Origin of the sequence: Bacillus thuringiensis (assembly GCF_022095615.2) — a bacterium.
GTDB classification, from domain to species: Bacteria; Bacillota; Bacilli; order Bacillales; family Bacillaceae_G; genus Bacillus_A; species Bacillus_A cereus_AG.
Map to the genome: position 1 here is coordinate 3,610,322 of NZ_CP155559.1, position 20,861 is coordinate 3,631,182.

Here is a 20,861-nt window from a genome sequence, read left to right on the forward strand (position 1 = left end):
CTCTCCTTCCATTTGCTATTATAAATTGAAACGTACTACAAAGAAAGATTTCTCCCTTCTTCTTTTACAAAATACGTTTACAAAGAAAGAGAAGGTACCTCATTACGAGGTACCTCTTCTTATTTTAAAATATTTGCAATATATGTTTGAAGTTCTTCTACTTTCACTTCTTCAGACTCGCCTGTAGCACGTACTTTCACTTCTACAATACCTTCGTCTGCTTTTTTACCAACTGTCACACGAACTGGAAGGCCGAATAAATCTGCATCTGCAAATTTAACACCTGCACGTTCTGCACGATCATCTAGTAATACTTCGTACCCTTGCTCTTGTAATGAGTTGTAGATGTTTTCACCCATTTCACGTTGCGCATCAGATTTCATATTTACTGGAATTACATGCACATGGAATGGTGCTACAGCTTTTGGCCAAACTAAACCGTTCTCATCATTAAACTGCTCTGCGATTGCTGCCACTGTACGAGATACACCGATACCGTAGCAACCCATAATAAGTGGTTGTGTTTTTCCGTTTTCATCTAGGAATGTTGCGTTCATCGCTTCACTATAACGTGTTCCTAATTTGAATACATGACCAACTTCAATTCCGCGTGCGAAAAGAATTGTTCCGTTTCCGTCTGGAGATTGGTCTCCTTCTTGAATGAAGCGTAAATCTATATATTGACTTACTTTAAAGTCGCGTTCTGGATTTACATTTACATAATGGAATCCTTCTTCGTTCGCTCCTGAACATCCGTTAACAATTGATGCTACAGCATGGTCAGCGATAATTTCGATATCACCTGTTACACCAATCGGTCCTAAAGAACCAACTTCACAGTTTAATAATTCTCTCACTTCTTCATGAGAAGCAAGCTCAACAACTGAAGCGCCGTATACATTTTTCACTTTTACATCGTTTACTTCATGATCACCACGAACAAGTACAACTACTAATTTCTCATCTACTTTAAATACCATAGACTTAATGCACTTGTCAGCTTCAATGTTTAAGAATGCAGATACTTCTTCAATTGCTTTTTGATCTGGTGTTGCTACTTTTTCAAGTGACTTTTCTGCTTCATCACTCTTCGTATACGTAGCTACCACAGGAGCCATTTCGATGTTTGCTGCATAATTAGATGTATCAGAGTATGCAATTGTATCTTCACCAACTTCAGATAATACCATAAATTCATGCGTATCTTTTCCGCCCATTGCTCCAGAGTCAGCAATAACTGCACGGAAATTCAAGCCACAACGAGCAAAAATGTTAGAGTATGCTTTGTATAAACGATCATACACTTCATCTAAACTCTCTTGTGTAGCATGGAACGAGTATGCATCTTTCATTAGAAACTCTCTTCCGCGTAATAAACCGAAACGCGGTCTTTGTTCATCACGGAATTTTGTTTGAATTTGGTATAATGTTAACGGTAATTTTTTATATGATTTCACTTCATCACGTACAAGATCCGTAATTACTTCTTCATGTGTCGCTCCTAATGCGAATTCACGAGCGTTACGATCTTTCATACGCATTAATTCAGATCCGTAAGAATACCAACGGCCTGATTCTTGCCATAATTCTGCAGCCTGCATCGCTGGCATTAATAATTCTACAGCTCCTGCGCGCTCCATTTCTTCTCGAACGATACGTTCTACTTTGTGTAGTACTTTTAATCCAAATGGTAGAAAACTATAAATACCAGAAGCATTTTGACGCATAAAACCTGCACGAAGTAATAACTGATGACTCTTAATCTCCGCATCAGCTGGAACTTCACGTAATGTAGGACTGAATACCATACTTTGTTTCATTTATTCGCACCTCTTCATTTTACTCTTTTACGCAGTAAAACCCCTCACCTCGAGTTAGGTGAGGGATTTTATTCTACGAGCTCTATTTCATTTATAAGTTTCACTTTATTTTACAAGAAAAACTTACGAATGTCATTCCAAGTTACAACTAACATAAGTAACATTAATAATGCAAAACCAATAAAGTGAACCATTCCTTCTTTTTGACGGTCAATTGGTTTCCCTCGTAACGCTTCAATTAAGAAGAAGAACAAACGTCCACCGTCTAAAGCAGGGACTGGTAGTAAATTAAATAAACCAAGGTTAATACTTAAAACTGCTGCTAAACTTAATACACGCGTAAATCCATAATCTACAACTTGATCTGTTAGATTATAAATTCCTACTGGACCTGACAACTCATTAATAGAGAATTGACCAGTTACTAATTTCACAAGTGAATCAAAAATTAGTTTTGTCCATTGGTATGTTTGTTCAAAACCTGATTTAATAGAACCCATTACTGTTTTCTCTACTGGAGAGTAAACACCAATTCTACCTACTTCGTCTTTTCCTTCTTTATCGAGCGTTGGCGTTACTTTTACATTAAACTGTTCACTATCACGCTTTACTTGTAACGTAATTTCTTTATTTGGATTTTCACGTACAATGGTAACAACTTCTTTCCATGTACTTGTGTTTTTCCCATCGATTGCTTGAATTGTATCATTTTCTTTTAATCCAGCTTGCTGTGCTGCACTATTATCCATCACTTTTCCGACCATTGGCTTGTCAACAGGAACACCTTGTACAAATCCTAGAATCACAAAAATAACAAATGCTAAAATGAAGTTCATTGCAGGACCCGCAAAGATTGTTAAAGCACGTTGACCCAATTTCTTGGAGCCAAACTGCCTATTATACGGAGCAATTTGAATTTCTTCACCAGCAGTAATGATACGAGCCTTTTCATTCACTCGGAATGTTTGAAGCTCTTCCTCGTACTCTTCATAGCCCGAAATTGTTAAATTATGCTCTAAATCAGCTTGTTCGACTTCAATGACACGAACATTTGGATACTTTTCATATCCATCAAAAACTAATTTCGCAACTTCGTCTTTTTCATTTAATACAAGGCCAACCTTTTTCCCAGGCTTTAACTCAACTGTGTCTGCATCCTCGCCAGCCATTCTTACATAGCCACCAAGGGGCAGTAATCGAATCGTATACACCGTTTCATTCTTTTCAAATGAGAATATTTTCGGACCAAAACCAATCGCAAACTCACGGCATAAAATACCTGCTCTTTTTGCGAAATATAGATGCCCTAGCTCATGGAAAAATACGAGTGCACCGAAAATTAGTATAAAGGCAATCGCTGTATTCAATTCCATAACCACCTTTGCTAAATTTGTTCCATCACAAACCGTCTTGTGGTTGCATCAATTTCCAAAATTTCCTCTAAGCTCGGACGTGCAATGACATTGTGATGGTTCATTGCTTTTTCAATGAGGTCTTCCACTGTTAAGAAACCAATTCTCTTTTGTAAAAAAGCTTCAACAGCTACTTCATTCGCTGCATTCATTACAGCTGGCATACTTCCACCTGCTTTTCCAGCTTCATACGCAAAACGTAGGCAACGGAATCGTTCTTGGTTCATTTTCTCAAAATGCAACGTCCCTATTTCCCATAAATTTAACTGTTTTGTGTCTGAAAGAGGCAATCGATCAGGATATGTAAGTGCGTATTGAATTGGTACTCGCATATCAGGCGAGCCAAGCTGTGCCATTACACTACGATCTTCAAATTCAACCATAGAATGGATAATACTTTCTTTATGTAAAACAACATCGATTTGCTCATAAGGGATACCAAAAAGCCAATGTGCTTCAATTACTTCTAGCCCCTTATTCATCATTGTAGCAGAATCAATTGTAATTTTCGAACCCATTGACCAGTTTGGATGTCGAAGCGCATCTTCTACGGTCACATGATGCAATTCATCTCTCGTTTTATCACGGAAACTTCCACCGGAAGCCGTTATAATGAGTCGAGAAATTCTTTTTTCATTTTCACCATTCAAACATTGAAAAATAGCTGAATGTTCACTATCTACTGGAAGTAACGAAACATTATGTTTTCGTGCCGCTTCCATTACAAGATGCCCTGCAGTTACTAACGTTTCTTTATTTGCAATTCCAATTGTTTTTTTCGCCTCAATTGCACGAAGTGTTGGTAACAACCCTACGCTACCTACAACAGCATTTACTACAATCTCCGCATCTGGATGTAATGCTACTTCTAAAAGCCCTTCACTACCATATACAACTTTTGTATTACCAGAGACAGCTTGTAATTTTAAAACATCTTCCTCTCTTTGCACAGAGACGATTTGCGGAGAAAATTCTTGAATTACCTTTACTGCGTAGTCAATATTTTTCCCTACAGAAAAAGCAACGAGACGGAATTGGTCTGGGTGCGAGCGTAATACATCTAAAGTTTGTGTACCAATTGATCCGCTTGCACCTAATAAACTAATGTTTTTCATGACTCCAACCCCTCGTTCATTTATTAATTATATTGTAATAAGAAGTAGAGAATTGGTAAAACAAATAACCAACTATCTGTTCGATCTAATATACCACCATGTCCAGGTAAAATTGTACCTGAATCCTTTACGCCATAATGACGTTTAAATGCAGATTGTACTAAATCACCAATTTGTCCAAAAATAGAAATGATAATTGTCAACACAATTAAAATCCCTACATTAGCCTCAACTGGGAAGAACATATTGTAAACAAGTGCCACAACAACTCCACAAACGATGCCGCCTAATGAACCTTCAATCGTTTTATTTGGACTAATTTCTGGCCACAATTTCCTCTTTCCTAATGCCTTTCCTACGAAATATGCGCCTGAATCAGTAGCCCATATAACAAATAATGCACAAAACACATATTTAATTCCTAATATTCTCGTTTCATTTAAATATAGGAACCCCATTCCAACATATGTTGTTGCCATTAGTAAAAATGAAGCATTGTCAAAAGTAAATGTATTCTTAGAAAGGACTGTATATGATAAAAGTAATAAAACAATCACAAATGTGATTTCTAATTTACCTAATCCAATCTGCGTAAACAGTTCTGATGCACTACTTGGAATTAAAATAATCCATAATAATACTGCAGCTAAAACTGTTGGTACTGAAATAAGCGTAAGCTTATTCATACGAATTAATTCATATAAACCTATAGAAGCAAGTGCATACACTAAAACCGTAAAAGGCACGCCACCGTAAATTACGATGGGAATGAATAGCGCGGCAGCAACCACTCCAGTAATAATTCTCTGTTTCACTACCAAACCCTCTCTTTCTACACGCCTCCGAATCTGCGCCCTCTATGCTGAAAGTCTGTAATCGCATTTAGCAAATGTTCCTCGGTAAAATCTGGCCAATACACATCTGTAAACCAAAATTCCGAATATGCAATTTGCCATAACATGAAATTACTAATACGTAGCTCTCCGCTCGTACGGATTAACAACTCTGGGTCAGGTAAAGAACTCGTCATTAAATAGGAAGAAAGCATTTCTTCACTTACATCTTCAACACGAATTTTTCCTTCCTCACTATCTTTCACCATATGTTGCACAGCAGAAACGATTTCATCTCGACTTCCATAGTTTAACGCGAAATTAAGAATTAATCCCGTATTCTCTTTCGTATCTTCCATGGCCTTTTCCATCGCTCTGCGTGTATGCGTAGGAAGACGATCTTGTTGTCCTATTACTCGGACTTGTACGTTCTCTTCAATCAATTCTGGTAAAAATGTACCTAGAAATTCTTCTGGAAGCCTCATTAAATAGTCAACTTCCTTTTTCGGTCTTTTCCAGTTCTCAGTTGAAAAAGCATAAAGAGTTAATACTTTTACATTAAGTTTGCTTGCAAATTTTGTGATCTTCTTTACAACTTGCATGCCTTCATGATGTCCCGCAATACGAGGCATCGCTCTCCTCTTTGCCCATCTTCCATTACCATCCATAATGATGGCAATATGTTCTGGGATGTATCCTTTTTTCACTTTTTCAACGAGATGATCAAACGATGCGACCTTTTTACTTTTAAAAAAAGGAAAGTTTTTAAACATCATTCATACCCTCCAGCAAGCAGACGTATGCCTAAAAGTGTAAAAAGACCCCCTTAAAAAGAGGGTCATATTTGCGAAGGTATCGCTATTACACTTCCATGATTTCTTTTTCTTTGTTTTTTGCGATTTCGTCAACTTTTGCAATATATTTATCTGTTTCTTTTTGGATATCTTCAGTATATCCTCTTAAATCATCTTCTGTAATATCGCCAGCTTTTTCAAGCTTCTTAAGATCATCGTTACTGTCACGACGTACGTTACGAACAGCAACTTTTGCTTCTTCAGCATATTTTTTCACAACTTTTACAAGATCACGACGACGCTCTTCTGTTAATGCAGGGAATGCAATACGAATTACAGTTCCATCATTAGAAGGGTTTAAGCCTAAATCTGCTTTTAAGATTGCTTTTTCAATATCACCGATAGAAGTTTTATCATAAGGTTGAATTACAAGTAAACGTGCTTCTGGAACTGTAATGTTCGCTAATTGCACAACAGGTGTTGGTGCACCATAGTAATCAACTTGTACCTTATCTAATACAGACGAGCTTGCACGACCTGCGCGAACTGTTGCCAATTCACGAGAGTAAGCAGCAACTGCTTTTTCCATTTTTTCATTTGAAGACTTCAATACTTGTTGTCCCATATTTATTTCCCCCTTACAACTGTTCCGATATTTTCGCCTAAAACGGCACGTTTAATGTTACCTTTTTCCATAACCGAGAATACAATTAATGGAATATCATTGTCCATACATAAAGAAGAAGCTGTTGAATCCATTACACCTAAACCTTCTTTTAATACATCTAAGTAAGTAAGTGTTTCGTATTTCGTAGCTGTTGGGTCAAGAGATGGATCTGCATTATATACGCCATCTACGTTGTTTTTCGCCATTAAGATAACGTCTGCTTCGATTTCCGCTGCACGTAGTGCTGCTGTTGTATCTGTAGAGAAATATGGGTTACCTGTACCTGCTGCAAAGATTACAACACGTTTTTTCTCTAGATGACGAACTGCTTTACGGCGAATGTAAGGCTCTGCTACTTGACGCATTTCGATTGAAGTTTGAACACGAGTTTGAATTCCAATGTTCTCTAGGCTATCTTGAAGAGCTAATGAATTCATAACTGTTGCTAACATACCCATGTAATCTGCTCCAGCACGATCCATTCCCATTTCACTTCCGATTTTACCACGCCAAATGTTTCCGCCACCAACAACAACAGCAACTTCTACATCAAGTTCTGCAATTTCTTTCACTTGTTCCGCAACTGATTTAATAACAGATGGGTTAATTCCAAATCCTTGTTCGCCAGCTAATGCTTCTCCGCTTAGCTTTAATACGACACGATTATATTTCGGTTTACTCATAATGAACCTCCAATTGCTTACATCTTTATTTTAAAAAAGGGAACACAATGTGTTCCCTAATCTTTATTAGTTGCTACCTTTTACTTGGTTCATTACTTCTTCAGCAAAGTTGTCTTCGCGTTTTTCGATACCTTCACCAACAGCGTAGCGAACGAATCCTTTTAATGTTCCGCCTTTAGACTCAACGAACTGACGAACTTTCATATCAGGGTTTTTAACGAATGCTTGGTCAAGTAAGCAAATGTCTTCGAAGAATTTGCCTAGACGGCCTTCAACCATTTTTGCAACGATTTTTTCAGGCTTGCCTTCGTTTAAAGCTTGTTGTGTTAATACTTGACGCTCATGCTCAACTTCTTCAGCTGTTACAGCATCGCGGTCGATGTATTTAGGGTTAACTGCTGCGATGTGCATTGCTACATCTTTAGCAGCAGCTTCGTCAGTAGAACCTTCAAGAACTGTTAGTACACCAATACGTCCACCCATGTGTAGGTAAGCGCCGAATGCATCAGCATCAGTTTTTGATACGATTTCGAAACGACGAAGTGTAAGTTTTTCACCAATTTTAGCGATTGCTTCGTTGATGTGCTCTTCTACTGTTTTGCCGCCTTCGATTGTTTGAGCCATAGCTTCTTCAATGTTAGCTGGTTTGTTAGCTAATAAGTGTGCAGCTAATTCTTTAATTAACGCTTGGAAACCTTCGTTTTTCGCAACGAAATCAGTTTCAGAGTTTAATTCTAAGATTAAACCTTCGTTACCGTTTGTTTCGATGAAAGTTAAACCTTCAGCAGCGATGCGGTCTGCTTTTTTAGCAGCTTTCGCAATACCTTTTTCACGTAAGAAGTCAATTGCCTTCTCCATGTCGCCATTAGTTTCTGTTAAAGCTTTTTTGCAGTCCATCATACCTGCGCCAGTTTTTTCACGTAATTCTTTTACCATTTGTGCAGTGATTGCCATACTTTTCATCCTCCTAAAATATGTATTTATACTTTTTATAAAGGTGTTTATACCTTAAAAAAGGTGATAAAAGGCCGAACCCCTTATCACCTTTCCAACTTTGTTACGCAGTAACAGTTTCTTCACCTTGTTTTGCTTCAAGGATCGCGTCTGCCATTTTAGATGTAAGAAGTTTTACAGCACGAATTGCATCATCGTTTGCTGGGATAACGTGATCGATTTCGTCTGGATCACAGTTTGTATCAACGATACCGATGATTGGAATGTGTAATTTGCGTGCTTCAGCAACTGCAATACGCTCTTTACGAGGGTCTACTACGAATAATGCACTTGGAAGACCTTTCATATCTTTAATACCGCCTAAGAATTTCTCAAGACGCTCTAACTCTTTTTTAAGTTGAACAACTTCTTTCTTAGGAAGTACTTCGAAAGTACCATCTTCTTGCATTTTTTCGATGTCTTTAAGACGCTTGATACGCTTTTGGATTGTTTGGAAGTTTGTTAAAGTTCCACCTAACCAACGTTGGTTAACGAAGTACATACCAGCACGAGTTGCTTCTTCTTTAATAGCTTCTTGTGCTTGTTTTTTAGTACCTACGAATAAGATGTCTCCGCCTTCAGCAGCGATGTCACGCATCGTTCTGTAAGCTTCCTCAACTTTTTTCACAGTTTTTTGTAAGTCGATGATGTAGATACCGTTACGCTCTGTGAAAATGTAACGCTTCATTTTTGGGTTCCAACGACGAGTTTGATGTCCGAAATGAACACCAGCTTCAAGCAATTGCTTCATAGAAATTACTGACATAATATAGTTCCTCCTAAATGGTTTTTGATATCCTCCGTTTACTTCATCTCTAAGCGAAACTACAAACGTAGCACCAACACTTAAATCAGTAAACGTGTGTACTTTGTACTGACACCACTGCTTACTATATCATACTGAAATATTACAATCAAGTCGAAAATGCGAACAATGTAAAACTTTCTTTGTTCACACTCGAATTCTAGTATTACCAACCTGTATTTCTTTTAAGCAAAAAAATAAAATTCAATTCATAGCTTTTCCTAAAAACACGATTATGACGCTATTTACAAACAACATCAATCTTTTATACGCAAAAAAACTCTCCTCAAAAAATGAGGAGAGTTTTATAAATTAGTTTGTTTTTAATTTAGCAAGTTCCTGTAGAAACTTGTCGTTTAGCACTTTAATGTATGTTCCTTTCATACCTAAAGAGCGAGACTCAATAACACCAGCACTCTCTAATTTACGAAGTGCATTTACGATTACAGAACGAGTAATTCCTACGCGATCAGCAATTTTACTTGCAACAAGTAAACCTTCTGTTCCATTTAATTCTTCGAAGATATGCTCGATTGCTTCTAACTCACTGTAAGATAATGAGCTAATCGCCATTTGAACAACAGCTTTACTACGTGCTTCCTCTTCGATTTCTTCTGCTTTTTCACGTAAGATTTCCATACCTACTACAGTTGAACTGTATTCAGCAAGGATTAAATCATCATCTAAGAACTCTTGACCAAGACGAGCTAACACTAATGTACCTAGACGCTCACCACCACCAACGATTGGTACGATTGTAGTTAAACCTTGACCGAATAATTCTCTATTTTCTACCGGGAATGCTGTGTAAGCACTGTTTACATCTAAGTTTGAAGATGTTTCTGTAATGTTGAATAAGCTTTGCGTGTATTCTTCCGGGAATTGACGCTCTGCAAGCATTTGTTTCATACGCTCATTCTCAATTTGTTGGTGAATTGCATAACCTAGTAATTTACCACGACGACTTACTACGAATACGTTCGCTTCGATTACTTCACACATTGTGTCAGACATCTCTCTAAAGTTTACAGGCTTACCTGCTGCGCTCTGTAATAACGCATTTAATTTTCTTGTTTTTGCTAATAATTCCATTTCAAAAGTTCCTCCTACATGTTACTCACATATTTTTTCATCACTTGGAAACTAGGGCGAGTCACCTGATGACACTATTACAAAATAAACTGGCTCACATCTTTATTTTTAGCAATCGTTGCTAATTTCTCCTCAACATATTGAGGTGTTATCGTTATTTTCTCTAACGTAATTTCAGATGCTTCAAATGATAAATCTTCAAGGAGCTTCTCCATAATCGTATGAAGTCTTCTTGCTCCAATATTATCTGTATCCTGATTAACTTGATAAGCAATCTCAGCAATCTTACGAATAGCATCGTCTGAAAATTCAATTTCTATACCTTCAGTCGCTAATAAAGCCACATATTGTTTAATTAACGCATTGTCAGGCTCGATTAATATTTTAACAAAATCATCCGTCGATAATTTTGTTAATTCTACTCGAATCGGAAATCTCCCTTGCAATTCCGGAATTAAATCCGACGGTTTAGACATATGAAACGCTCCAGCTGCAACGAATAAAATATAATCCGTTTTTACTGATCCGTATTTTGTCGCAACATTCGATCCTTCTACAATTGGTAAAATGTCACGTTGCACACCTTCACGTGATACATCTACGCTATTCGACTGCTTACCAGCAATTTTGTCAATTTCATCGATAAAAATAATCCCGAGCTGTTCAGCACGATAAACAGCCTCTTGTGTAACTTCATCCATATCAATTAAGCGCTGTGCTTCCTCATTTGTCAAGAGTTTTCTTGCTTCTTTCACAGAAAGTTTACGTTTTTTTGTTTTTTTCGGCATAAAACTTCCTAATGCATCTTGGAAATTCATTCCCATTTGTTCCATGCCAGTTCCTTGTAACATATCAAACATGGAAGACTGTTGCTCAGTCACTTCAATCGATACAATTTCATCTTCAAGAAGCCCTGCAGCAAGCTTTCTTTCCACATCTTGACGTTTCTTTTCGATTTCAACATCTTCCTGCGCATCAGATGTTTGGTTCGAATTTTGAGTACCGCCAAATAGCATTTCTAATGGGTTTTTAAATCCAGATTGTTTCTCCGGACTCGGCACTAAAATTTCAACAAGACGTTGGTTCGCTTGTTCTTCTGCTTTGTCTTGTACTTTAATTACCATTTCTTCTTTCACGATACGAACTGACGTTTCCACAAGGTCACGTACCATCGATTCTACATCTCTACCTACATATCCAACTTCTGTAAATTTGGTAGCTTCAACCTTAATAAAAGGTGCTCCAACGAGTTTCGCCATTCGTCGTGCTACCTCTGTTTTACCAACACCTGTCGGTCCAATCATTAAAATATTTTTAGGCGCAATTTCATCACGTAGATTTTCAGCTAATTTACTTCGACGATATCGATTTCTTAAAGCTACAGCAACCGCTTTCTTCGCATCTTTTTGACCGATAATGTATTGATCTAATTTTTCCACAATTTGACGCGGAGTAAAATGTAAATGCATATAAAATGCCTCCCTTACGATTCTACAATTCTTCCACAATTATATTGTGGTTTGTATAAACACAAATATCGCCAGCAATGTCTAAACTCGCTTTCGCAATTTGCTTCGCTGTTAAATGTTCACTTGCATATTGCTTTAAAGCACGACCTGCAGAAAGCGCATAATTCCCACCAGATCCAATTGCTAAAATACCATCATCTGGTTCGATCACTTCTCCTGTACCTGAAACAAGAAGCATAGTTGTTTTATCCATGACAATGAGCATCGCTTCTAGCTGACGTAACATTTTGTCGCCACGCCATTGTTTTGCCATCTCAACTGCAGCACGCTGCAAGTTCCCATTGTACTCTTCTAATTTCCCTTCAAACATTTCAAAAAGAGTAAATGCGTCAGCAACGGAACCTGCAAAGCCAGCTAAAACTTTCCCTTGGAAAAGTTTACGGACTTTACGAGCTGTATGTTTCATTACAACTGCATTTCCCATTGTCACCTGGCCATCTCCAGCCATTGCACATTCTCCATTATGATGAACTGCAAATATCGTTGTAGCGTGGAAATTTCCCATAGAAAAAACTCCTTTATATGTTTTTATAGCTTTAAAAGCAATTTATGCCCGTGGGTGATGCTTCATGTAGACCGAACGCAATCTTTCTTTAGAGACATGCGTATAAATTTGTGTCGTCGACAAATTCTCATGACCAAGTAGCTCCTGTACAGTACGTAAATCTGCCCCTTCATCTAACATGTGTGTAGCAAATGTATGCCTTAACATATGGGGACTTATCCGCATTGTCAGTGAAGCCTTCTTAATGAGTTCGTTTAATACATAGCGTACCCCTCGACTTGTTAGCGGCGTGCCTTTCGCATTTAAAAATACCATATGAGAGTGTTCTTCAGTTTTGTGAGCTAACTGTTTTCTCCCGTTCTCTATATAAGTAATTAAAGCATCTTGCGCATAGCTTCCGAACGGAATATACCTTTGTTTTTTTCCTTTTCCCATTACTAAAATTGTTCCCACCGCGAAGTCAATATCGGTAAGTTGTAAATTGACACATTCACTCACACGGATTCCAGTCGCATACATCAACTCTAATAAAGCTTGATTCCTTTGACCTAGCGGCGTTTCCGTATCAGCAACTTCAAATAATTCCTCTAATTCTTCAGCATATAAAAACTTTGGGATTGACAATTCTTTTTTGGGGAGTGACGCAAGTGCAAACGGATTATCTTTCCGATAACCTTCACGCATCAAAAAACGATATAAACTTCGTAAGCTTGATACTTTTCTTGCGACAGATTTACGGGCTAACTTTGCATCGTGCAACGTCGTTAAGTACAAACGAACATCCGCGTATGTAACATCTAAAAAAGAGGATATGCCTTCTCGCTCCATAAATTGCACAAAATGTTCTAAATCATTTTGATAACTTGCAATTGTATATTTTGAATAATTTCTTTCAATTTGTAAATATCCAACGAATAATTGTAACAATTTCTTCACATTCACACAATTCACCTCAATAAAGGCTACTAAATCGTATCACAACTTAGTAGCCTTTGCAAGAAATTTAACTAAATATTTACAAAATTTTGAATTGTCTCTAAAGCGCGTGTTGCATATGCTTCATTTCGTTCTGCTTTTCTCTTAATTTTCTTCTCTAACGGTGCAAACAAACCGAAGTTTGCATTCATTGGCTGGAAGTTTTTCGCGTTTGTCGCAGTAATATAATTCGCCATACTTCCCATTGCAGTTACAGGCGGTAATACAACCGGCTCTTCACCTTTCACAAGTCGAGCAGCGTTAATACCCGCCAGTAATCCTGATGCCGCCGATTCAACATATCCCTCTACTCCAGTCATTTGGCCAGCGAAGAATAAATCATCACGTTGTTTATATTGATATGTTGGACGAAGCAAGTTAGGCGAATTAATAAACGTATTACGATGCATTACACCATAACGTACAATCTCTGCGTTTTCCAGTCCCGGAATCAACTGTAACACTTCTTTTTGTGGCCCCCACTTTAAATGCGTTTGGAAACCTACGATATTGTATAACGTTCCCGCTGCATCATCTTGACGTAACTGAACAACAGCATATGGCGTTTTCCCTGTTTTCGGATCTTCTAATCCAACAGGTTTCATCGGTCCAAATACTAGCGTCTGTCTTCCTCTACTTGCCATAACTTCTACTGGCATACAACCTTCAAAGAAAATTTCTTTTTCAAATTCTTTTAAAGGTACTGTTTCAGCAGCAATTAAAGCCTCGTAAAAACGGTCAAATTCCTCTTCCGTCATTGGGCAGTTTAAATATGCAGCTTCACCTTTATCGTAACGAGACTTTAAATATACTTTATTCATATCAATGCTGTCTTTCTCAACAATTGGCGCTGCAGCATCATAGAAATAAAAATAATCTTCACCTGTTAATTCTTTTAATTGTGCTGCAAGATCAGGAGACGTAAGTGGACCTGTCGCGATAACAGTAGGCCCTTCTGGAATTTCAGTAATTTCTTCATTCATCACAGTTACGTTCGGATGGTTTTTCACATACTCCGTTACCTTTGCTGCAAATTCATGACGATCTACAGCTAAAGCCCCTCCTGCTGGTACAGAGCACTCATCAGCTGCACGAATAATAACAGAGTCCATTAGACGCATTTCTTCTTTAATAACACCAACAGCGTTTGTTAATGTGTTTGCACGAAGCGAATTACTACATACTAACTCTGCAAATTTATCTGTGTGATGAGCTGGCGTTTGCCTTACTGGTCTCATTTCATATAATTTTACTTGGACACCACGTTTTGCAATTTGGTAAGCTGCTTCACTTCCTGCAAGACCTGCGCCAATGACGTTTACTACTTGTGTTGTCATATTTATCACCTTTCCTTTTCTTCCCGAAAAAAATGTGAGCAGTTACGCTCACATTTGTTGTTCTTCTTCATAATCACACGAAATACATTGTACTTGCACGCCTTTTTTCAACTTCTTCTCTACAAGCATACCTTCGCACTTCGGACATTTACGACCAATTGGTTTATCCCAAGATACAAAGTCACACTCTGGATACGTACCGCACCCATAGAAAAGACGTTTCTTTTTATTACTACGGCGTTCAATAATTTGACCTTTATCACACTTCGGACAAGTAACACCGATTTCTTTCACAATCGGTTTTGTATTACGACAATCTGGGAAATTCGAACAAGCCATAAATTTCCCGTATTTACCCATTTTAAAGACCATTGGGTGATCACACAATTCACAGTCTTCCCCAGCTGGCTCATCTTTAATTTCTACTTCACGCATTTCTTTTTCCGCTTTTTCTAAACGCGGTTCAAAACCTACGTAGAAATCATCAACAATTTTTACCCAATTCGCATTTCCTTCTTCTACTTCATCAAGACTTTGCTCCATGTTAGCAGTAAATTCGATGTTAATAATTTCTGGGAAAAACTCTAAAATAAGTTCAATTACTATTTCACCAAGTTCAGTTGGAACGAAGCGTTTATTATCCAAACCTACGTATCCACGTTTTTGAATCGTTTCAAGTGTCGGTACGTAAGTCGACGGTCTTCCAATTCCAAGCTCTTCAAGCGTTCTTACTAAACGAGCCTCTGTATAGCGCGGCGGAGGTTGTGTAAAGTGTTGCTTCGGTTCTAAATCCTTCGAAAATACCGTTTCCCCTACTTCTAAAGGTGGCAACATTTTATCCTTTTCTTCAGCCCCGTCATCTTTCGACTCTACATACACTTTCATAAATCCTGGAAACTTTACAACCGATCCACTTGCACGGAACTGAACATTGTTATTAATGAGTCTAGCTGTCACAGTATCCATTATAGCAGACGCCATTTGACTTGCAACAAATCGCTCCCAAATCAGTTTATACAAACGAAGTTGGTCACGACTTAAGAAACTCTTTAGTTCCTCTGGCCTTCTCATTACCGAAGTAGGACGAATTGCCTCATGCGCATCTTGCGCGTTCGACTTTTTCGTTTCTTTCTTCTTTTCTGTTCCTATGTATTCCGCACCAAACGCCTCAGTAATGTAAGTACGTGCCTCTGTTTGAGCTGTTTCTGAGATACGTGTTGAGTCAGTTCTCATATACGTAATAAGACCTACAGTCCCTTGCTTTCCAAGATCTATACCTTCATACAGTTGCTGCGCGAGCATCATTGTTTTCTTTGCACGCATGTTTAACTTACGCGCTGCCTCTTGTTGCAAGGAAGATGTTGTAAACGGTAATGCAGGATTACGTTTTCGCTCTTTTCGCGTTACATTTTCAACTGAAAACGCATTATCTTTCATCTGTTCAATTATTTCATTCACTTGCGTTTCATTCGTTAATTGAACTTTTTCACCATCTACACCGTAAAAGCTTGCTTCAAATGTGTCTTTCCCCTTCACAAATTCTGTCTTAATTGTCCAGAATTCTTCAGGCTCAAAGATTTGAATTTCTTTTTCACGTTCGATAATTAAACGAACTGCTACAGATTGTACGCGTCCTGCACTTAATCCTTTTTTTACTTTCTTCCATAATAAAGGACTAATATTGTAACCTACAAGACGATCTAGTATACGCCTTGCTTGTTGTGCATCTACTAAATCCATATTAATCGCACGAGGATGTTTAAATGATTCTTTTATTGCATCTTTTGTAATCTCATTAAACACAACTCGGCAATCTGATTCAACGTCCACATTTAACGTGTTGGCTAAATGCCAAGCAATTGCTTCCCCTTCGCGGTCTGGATCGGCCGCGAGATAGACTTTCTTTGCTTTTTTGGCCGCTGATTTTAAATCTTTTAAGACGGGACCTTTACCACGAATGGTAATATACTTCGGGGTGAAGTTGTTCTTTACTTCTATCCCCATTTGACTTTTAGGTAAATCGCGAACGTGTCCCATAGACGCGACAACTTTGTATTTTTTCCCTAAATATTTCTCAATGGTCTTCGCCTTAGAAGGCGACTCCACGATTACGAGGTAATCTGACATGCTAGTGCCTCCTTAAGAGGTGGATTCAAGTCTTCATCAATCTTATTGATTTCTCTTGTTTTTGTCAATCAAGAATGAATATACCATACAGTGCCTATCTACCATTTGTCAATAATTGTTTAATAAAAACATAAAAATATAAGGTTAATTTAAAATCTCCTCCAAGATATCTTCTGCATTTCTTACTAGTTTTGCTCCTTGTTGAATCAGATGATTCGTTCCTGATGAACTATCTATAAATATAGGTCCAGGAAGTGCAAATACCTCTCTATTTTGCTCTAAAGCAAGATCCGCAGTAATAAGTGTTCCACTTCTTGATTTCGCTTCTACAACTAAAACACCCTTACTTATACCACTAATAATCCGGTTCCTTTTTGGAAAATACCATTTTTTCGGTGCATAGTGCGGCGGATATTCTGTTAATAACAATATATATTCATTCCACTTTTCATATAAATGTCTATTCTCTTTTGGATACATATACGATAATCCATGCCCTAGTATTGCAATGGTCGGACAATTCTGTCTTACTGTAATTTCATGAGACATTGTATCTATCCCTCTTGCAAACCCACTGACAATAAGCCATTCCCTTTCTAATAATGGGTGTAAAATAAATTTCAAACTCTCATGCCCATATAAAGTCGGTTCTCTCGTTCCAATAACCGCTAACTTATTCGCTTTATTAAGAAAATCCTTCTCTCCTTTTCCATATAACACAAAGGGTGGATCTTGTATTTCACGTAATAATTGTGGATAATCTTCATCCCATATAGTCATATAAAAGATTCTATTTTTCTCTAAATAAGATATGTATTGCGAGAGATTTGAACTTTGAAGAAAAATTACTAATTCTGAAGATTTTTTCGAGGATATTCCAGTGTAGTATTCCATTTGTTTTGCATTAAAAGTGTATATTCCATTCAATTCAGCATCGACATATAGTAGTCTTTCCATCGCATTCCAATGATCTGCTAAAAAATAATGAAGATGTAATAATCGTTCTCTTTTCATCTTAATTCTCCTTACCCATAATTTTTATTATGTAAACAAGAATTGCGTAAAAAGACACCTTCAAGCAAGAAGGTGTCTTTCAACAGATTAGTAGTTTTTACAAGTCTCAAATAAACCTTTTTCTTTTAAGACAGAGATTAGCGTTTCGCCCATAACCGCTGGAGTTTCCGCTACTTTAATACCACAAGCTTCCATCGTTTTAATCTTCTCAGCAGCAGTTCCTTTACCACCAGAGATGATTGCACCAGCATGGCCCATACGTTTGCCAGCAGGCGCTGTTTGGCCACCAATGAAGCCTACAACAGGTTTTGTCATATTAGCTTTCACCCATTCAGCTGCCTCTTCTTCCGCTGTACCACCGATTTCACCAATCATAATTACAGCATGTGTTTCTTCATCTTCATTAAATGCTTTTAACGCATCAATAAAGTCCGTACCGTTAACTGGGTCCCCGCCGATACCTACAGCAGTAGATTGGCCAATACCTTCTTGTGTTAACTGATGTACAGCCTCATACGTTAATGTACCAGAGCGAGATACGATACCTACATGGCCTTTTTTATGAATGTACCCTGGCATAATACCAATTTTGCATTCATCAGGTGTAATAACACCAGGACAGTTTGGTCCAAGTAAACGTGTATGTTTACCCGCCATATATCTCTTTACGTTTACCATATCTAATACAGGAATTCCTTCAGTAATACATACTACTAAATCGATTTCTGCATCAACCGCTTCCATAATTGCATCAGCCGCAAAAGCGGGTGGAACGTATACAACTGAAGCGTTTGCGCCTGTTGCTTTCACTGCATCTTCTACAGTATCAAATACTGGTACACCTTCAATATCAGTGCCACCTTTACCTGGCGTTACACCACCGACAATCTTCGTACCGTATTCAATCATTTGTTTTGTGTGGAATAACCCTTGAGAACCTGTAATACCTTGAACAATAACTTTTGTATCTTTATTAACTAATACGCTCATTTTTCTCCCCCGCTTTCTATTAGCCCACTAGTGAAACAATTTTTTGTGCACCGTCTGCCATAGATTCTGCTGCAACAATATTTAAGCCAGACTCATTTAAAATCTTCTTACCTAACTCTACGTTTGTACCTTCAAGACGTACAACTAAAGGCAATTCAAGACCTACTTGTTTCGTCGCTTCAATAACACCTTCTGCGATAACATCACACTTCATAATGCCACCAAAAATGTTAACGAAGATACCTTTTACATTTTTGTCAGAAAGGATAATTTTGAATGCTTCTGTAACTTTTTCAGCTGTTGCACCGCCACCAACATCTAAGAAGTTAGCTGGATCGCCATGGTAATGTTTAATGATATCCATTGTAGCCATCGCTAAACCTGCACCATTAACCATACAACCGATATTTCCATCTAAAGGAATGTAGTTTAAGTCATATTTAGAAGCTTCAATTTCTTTTGAATCTTCTTCATCAAGATCACGAAGTTCTAAAATGTCTTTATTGCGATATAAAGCATTAGAATCAAAGTTTAATTTCGCATCTAATGCCATAACTTTACCGTCACCTGTTGTAACAAGTGGATTAATCTCCGCGATAGAGCAATCTTTTTCGATAAACGCACGGTATAAGCCCATCATAAACTTCACAGTTTGTCCTACAAGCTCTTTTGGAATATTGATGTTAAACGCGATTCGGCGCGCTTGGAAGCCTTGTAAGCCTACTGCTGGATCAATATATTCTTTAAAGATCTTTTCAGGTGTTTGCTCTGCTACTTCTTCAATTTCTGTGCCACCTTCTTCAGATGCCATTAAAACAACTTGAGAAGTTGCACGATCTAAAACTAGACCAACATAATATTCTTTTTTAATATCGCAACCTTCTTCGATAAGTAAGCGCTTCACTTCCTTACCTTCAGGACCTGTTTGATGTGTCACAAGTGTAGTTCCTAAAATGCTCTCTGCATATGTACGAACTTCATCTAAATTTTTTGCAACTTTTACTCCGCCAGCTTTGCCGCGTCCACCAGCGTGAATTTGTGCTTTTACTACACATACATCCGTTCCTAATTCTTTCGCTGCTTCTACAGCTTCTTCTACTGTAAATGCAACCTTCCCGTTCGGAACGCTAACCCCATAGCTTCTAAGGACTGCCTTACCTTGGTACTCATGGATATTCATGGTCCCATCCTCCCCTGTTTTCCTGTTTTACTCGAAAAGTTTTTTAATGTTTAAAAAACATTACATTGCCATTGTATAAGATGATTGGCACGCTGTCTACAATAAAGTGTCAGAAAACTGAAATCGCTTTATTCTTTTTTGAAAATAATAATGTTCATATACCAAAATAAAAAAATAAGCTGCATATTCGCAGCTTATTTTTGAATCATATCTTTAATTGGTGCAAACGATTTTCGATGTTCTTCTAATACCCCATGCGCTTCAATCGCTTCTAAATGTTGTTTTGTGCCATATCCCATATGTTGTTCAAATCCATATGCAGGATACTTTTCTCCAAGCTCTTTCATCATACGATCTCTCGTTACTTTCGCAATAATGGATGCAGCTGAAATAGAAATACTTTTCGCATCACCTTTAATAATGGATGTTTGCGGAATTGGTGTAGGAAGTTTCATCGCATCAATTAATAAATATTCTGGTGCACAAGATAAATTCGCAACAGCATCTAACATCGCTTGTTTCGTCGCTTGATAAATATTGATCTCATCAATAATTTGTGGTGATACAATTCCAACTCCAATTGCAATTGCTTGTGCTTTAATTTCATCATAAAAACGCTCTCGCTTCGCCTCACTCAGCTTCTTCGAGTCATTTAACCCTGGAATATAAAAATCTTCTGGAAGGACAACAGCCGCCGTCACAACAGGCCCAGCTAGCGGTCCACGCCCTACTTCATCTATACCCGCAATAAATGTGAGCCCTTTTTCACGTAATGCAATCTCATACTTGGACATTTCGAAAAACTTTTCTTTTTCTTTCTGCGTTAACTCTTTTTGTTTATGCCACTTCAAAATGAGCTTTTGTACCCCTTTTCGTTCATCTTTCATTAATGTTTGAAAGCGGTCGTCCTCTTCACTGATAATTTCTTGCAGTAAATGTTCCGCTTCTTGAATAGTCACTTTTTGCATTCACGCACACTCCCTTTATATA

Annotated in this window: 19 protein-coding genes; all 19 read right to left on the minus strand. The window is 37.8% G+C overall.

From position 1 onward, the window contains the following. Positions 1-119: 119 nt before the first annotated feature. The gene (locus KZZ19_RS18565) at positions 120-1,820 is read right to left on the minus strand and encodes a proline--tRNA ligase (RefSeq protein ID WP_237979330.1); all 1,701 of its coding nucleotides are present in this window, start codon (positions 1,818-1,820) and stop codon (positions 120-122) included. Between the two features lie 110 nt (positions 1,821-1,930). Next, positions 1,931-3,187: an RIP metalloprotease RseP gene (gene rseP, locus KZZ19_RS18570; RefSeq protein ID WP_237979331.1), complete on the minus strand. Its 1,257-nt coding sequence runs from the start codon at positions 3,185-3,187 to the stop codon at positions 1,931-1,933. 17 nt (positions 3,188-3,204) lie between these two features. Beyond that, positions 3,205-4,347, minus strand: a complete 1,143-nt coding sequence (gene dxr, locus KZZ19_RS18575; protein WP_088097489.1) for a 1-deoxy-D-xylulose-5-phosphate reductoisomerase — start codon at positions 4,345-4,347, stop codon at positions 3,205-3,207. Positions 4,348-4,370: 23 nt separating this feature from the next. Further along, entirely contained in the window at positions 4,371-5,162 is a 792-nt protein-coding gene (gene cdsA, locus KZZ19_RS18580; RefSeq protein ID WP_088097490.1) for a phosphatidate cytidylyltransferase, read from the minus strand. A gap of 17 nt (positions 5,163-5,179) precedes the next feature. Next, on the minus strand, positions 5,180-5,956 hold the full coding sequence (gene uppS, locus KZZ19_RS18585) for an isoprenyl transferase (RefSeq protein WP_000971311.1): 777 nt from the start codon (positions 5,954-5,956) through the stop codon (positions 5,180-5,182). An 85-nt stretch (positions 5,957-6,041) separates the two neighbouring features. After that, the gene (gene frr, locus KZZ19_RS18590) at positions 6,042-6,599 is read right to left on the minus strand and encodes a ribosome recycling factor (protein ID WP_000531506.1); all 558 of its coding nucleotides are present in this window, start codon (positions 6,597-6,599) and stop codon (positions 6,042-6,044) included. Positions 6,600-6,601: 2 nt separating this feature from the next. Then, complete coding sequence (gene pyrH, locus KZZ19_RS18595; protein ID WP_000042667.1) at positions 6,602-7,324, minus strand: UMP kinase; 723 nt, start codon at positions 7,322-7,324, stop codon at positions 6,602-6,604. Positions 7,325-7,390: 66 nt separating this feature from the next. Beyond that, positions 7,391-8,278: a translation elongation factor Ts gene (gene tsf, locus KZZ19_RS18600; protein WP_088097491.1), complete on the minus strand. Its 888-nt coding sequence runs from the start codon at positions 8,276-8,278 to the stop codon at positions 7,391-7,393. Between the two features lie 103 nt (positions 8,279-8,381). Further along, complete coding sequence (gene rpsB / locus KZZ19_RS18605; protein WP_000111484.1) at positions 8,382-9,083, minus strand: 30S ribosomal protein S2; 702 nt, start codon at positions 9,081-9,083, stop codon at positions 8,382-8,384. 351 nt (positions 9,084-9,434) lie between these two features. Further along, positions 9,435-10,214, minus strand: coding sequence for a GTP-sensing pleiotropic transcriptional regulator CodY (codY, locus tag KZZ19_RS18610; protein ID WP_000421290.1), 780 nt, complete (start codon positions 10,212-10,214; stop codon positions 9,435-9,437). Positions 10,215-10,291: 77 nt separating this feature from the next. Beyond that, positions 10,292-11,683, minus strand: coding sequence for an ATP-dependent protease ATPase subunit HslU (hslU, locus tag KZZ19_RS18615; protein ID WP_237979332.1), 1,392 nt, complete (start codon positions 11,681-11,683; stop codon positions 10,292-10,294). A 22-nt stretch (positions 11,684-11,705) separates the two neighbouring features. After that, positions 11,706-12,248: an ATP-dependent protease proteolytic subunit HslV gene (gene hslV / locus KZZ19_RS18620; protein ID WP_000526271.1), complete on the minus strand. Its 543-nt coding sequence runs from the start codon at positions 12,246-12,248 to the stop codon at positions 11,706-11,708. Positions 12,249-12,290: 42 nt separating this feature from the next. Then, on the minus strand, positions 12,291-13,190 hold the full coding sequence (gene xerC / locus KZZ19_RS18625) for a tyrosine recombinase XerC (RefSeq protein WP_237979333.1): 900 nt from the start codon (positions 13,188-13,190) through the stop codon (positions 12,291-12,293). 65 nt (positions 13,191-13,255) lie between these two features. Then, positions 13,256-14,560 (minus strand): FADH(2)-oxidizing methylenetetrahydrofolate--tRNA-(uracil(54)-C(5))-methyltransferase TrmFO, encoded by a 1,305-nt coding sequence (trmFO, locus tag KZZ19_RS18630; protein WP_000211996.1) that lies wholly within the window; start codon positions 14,558-14,560, stop codon positions 13,256-13,258. A 48-nt stretch (positions 14,561-14,608) separates the two neighbouring features. Next, a complete protein-coding gene (topA, locus tag KZZ19_RS18635; RefSeq protein WP_001286953.1) occupies positions 14,609-16,687 on the minus strand; it encodes a type I DNA topoisomerase in 2,079 nt (692 codons plus the stop codon). Between the two features lie 144 nt (positions 16,688-16,831). Then, complete coding sequence (gene dprA / locus KZZ19_RS18640) at positions 16,832-17,701, minus strand: DNA-processing protein DprA (RefSeq protein WP_237979334.1); 870 nt, start codon at positions 17,699-17,701, stop codon at positions 16,832-16,834. 87 nt (positions 17,702-17,788) lie between these two features. After that, positions 17,789-18,691, minus strand: a complete 903-nt coding sequence (gene sucD / locus KZZ19_RS18645; RefSeq protein WP_000115178.1) for a succinate--CoA ligase subunit alpha — start codon at positions 18,689-18,691, stop codon at positions 17,789-17,791. Positions 18,692-18,710: 19 nt separating this feature from the next. After that, a complete protein-coding gene (sucC, locus tag KZZ19_RS18650) occupies positions 18,711-19,871 on the minus strand; it encodes an ADP-forming succinate--CoA ligase subunit beta (protein ID WP_076539696.1) in 1,161 nt (386 codons plus the stop codon). A gap of 194 nt (positions 19,872-20,065) precedes the next feature. Then, positions 20,066-20,839 (minus strand): ribonuclease HII, encoded by a 774-nt coding sequence (locus KZZ19_RS18655; RefSeq protein ID WP_098341880.1) that lies wholly within the window; start codon positions 20,837-20,839, stop codon positions 20,066-20,068. Positions 20,840-20,861 lie beyond the last annotated feature (22 nt).

What these genes read in the sequence shown, in the direction of transcription:
- KZZ19_RS18565 (WP_237979330.1), bottom strand. Translation starts at nt 1,820, where the DNA reads ATGAAACAAAGTATGGTATTCAGTCCTACATTACGTGAAGTTCCAGCT.
- dxr (WP_088097489.1), bottom strand. Translation starts at nt 4,347, where the DNA reads ATGAAAAACATTAGTTTATTAGGTGCAAGCGGATCAATTGGTACACAA.
- uppS (WP_000971311.1), bottom strand. Translation starts at nt 5,956, where the DNA reads ATGATGTTTAAAAACTTTCCTTTTTTTAAAAGTAAAAAGGTCGCATCG.
- frr (WP_000531506.1), bottom strand. Translation starts at nt 6,599, where the DNA reads ATGGGACAACAAGTATTGAAGTCTTCAAATGAAAAAATGGAAAAAGCA.
- pyrH (WP_000042667.1), bottom strand. Translation starts at nt 7,324, where the DNA reads ATGAGTAAACCGAAATATAATCGTGTCGTATTAAAGCTAAGCGGAGAA.
- tsf (WP_088097491.1), bottom strand. Translation starts at nt 8,278, where the DNA reads ATGGCAATCACTGCACAAATGGTAAAAGAATTACGTGAAAAAACTGGC.
- rpsB (WP_000111484.1), bottom strand. Translation starts at nt 9,083, where the DNA reads ATGTCAGTAATTTCTATGAAGCAATTGCTTGAAGCTGGTGTTCATTTC.
- codY (WP_000421290.1), bottom strand. Translation starts at nt 10,214, where the DNA reads ATGGAATTATTAGCAAAAACAAGAAAATTAAATGCGTTATTACAGAGC.
- hslU (WP_237979332.1), bottom strand. Translation starts at nt 11,683, where the DNA reads ATGCATTTACATTTTACTCCGCGTCAAATTGTGGAAAAATTAGATCAA.
- hslV (WP_000526271.1), bottom strand. Translation starts at nt 12,248, where the DNA reads ATGGGAAATTTCCACGCTACAACGATATTTGCAGTTCATCATAATGGA.
- trmFO (WP_000211996.1), bottom strand. Translation starts at nt 14,560, where the DNA reads ATGACAACACAAGTAGTAAACGTCATTGGCGCAGGTCTTGCAGGAAGT.
- topA (WP_001286953.1), bottom strand. Translation starts at nt 16,687, where the DNA reads ATGTCAGATTACCTCGTAATCGTGGAGTCGCCTTCTAAGGCGAAGACC.
- dprA (WP_237979334.1), bottom strand. Translation starts at nt 17,701, where the DNA reads ATGAAAAGAGAACGATTATTACATCTTCATTATTTTTTAGCAGATCAT.
- sucD (WP_000115178.1), bottom strand. Translation starts at nt 18,691, where the DNA reads ATGAGCGTATTAGTTAATAAAGATACAAAAGTTATTGTTCAAGGTATT.
- sucC (WP_076539696.1), bottom strand. Translation starts at nt 19,871, where the DNA reads ATGAATATCCATGAGTACCAAGGTAAGGCAGTCCTTAGAAGCTATGGG.
- KZZ19_RS18655 (WP_098341880.1), bottom strand. Translation starts at nt 20,839, where the DNA reads ATGCAAAAAGTGACTATTCAAGAAGCGGAACATTTACTGCAAGAAATT.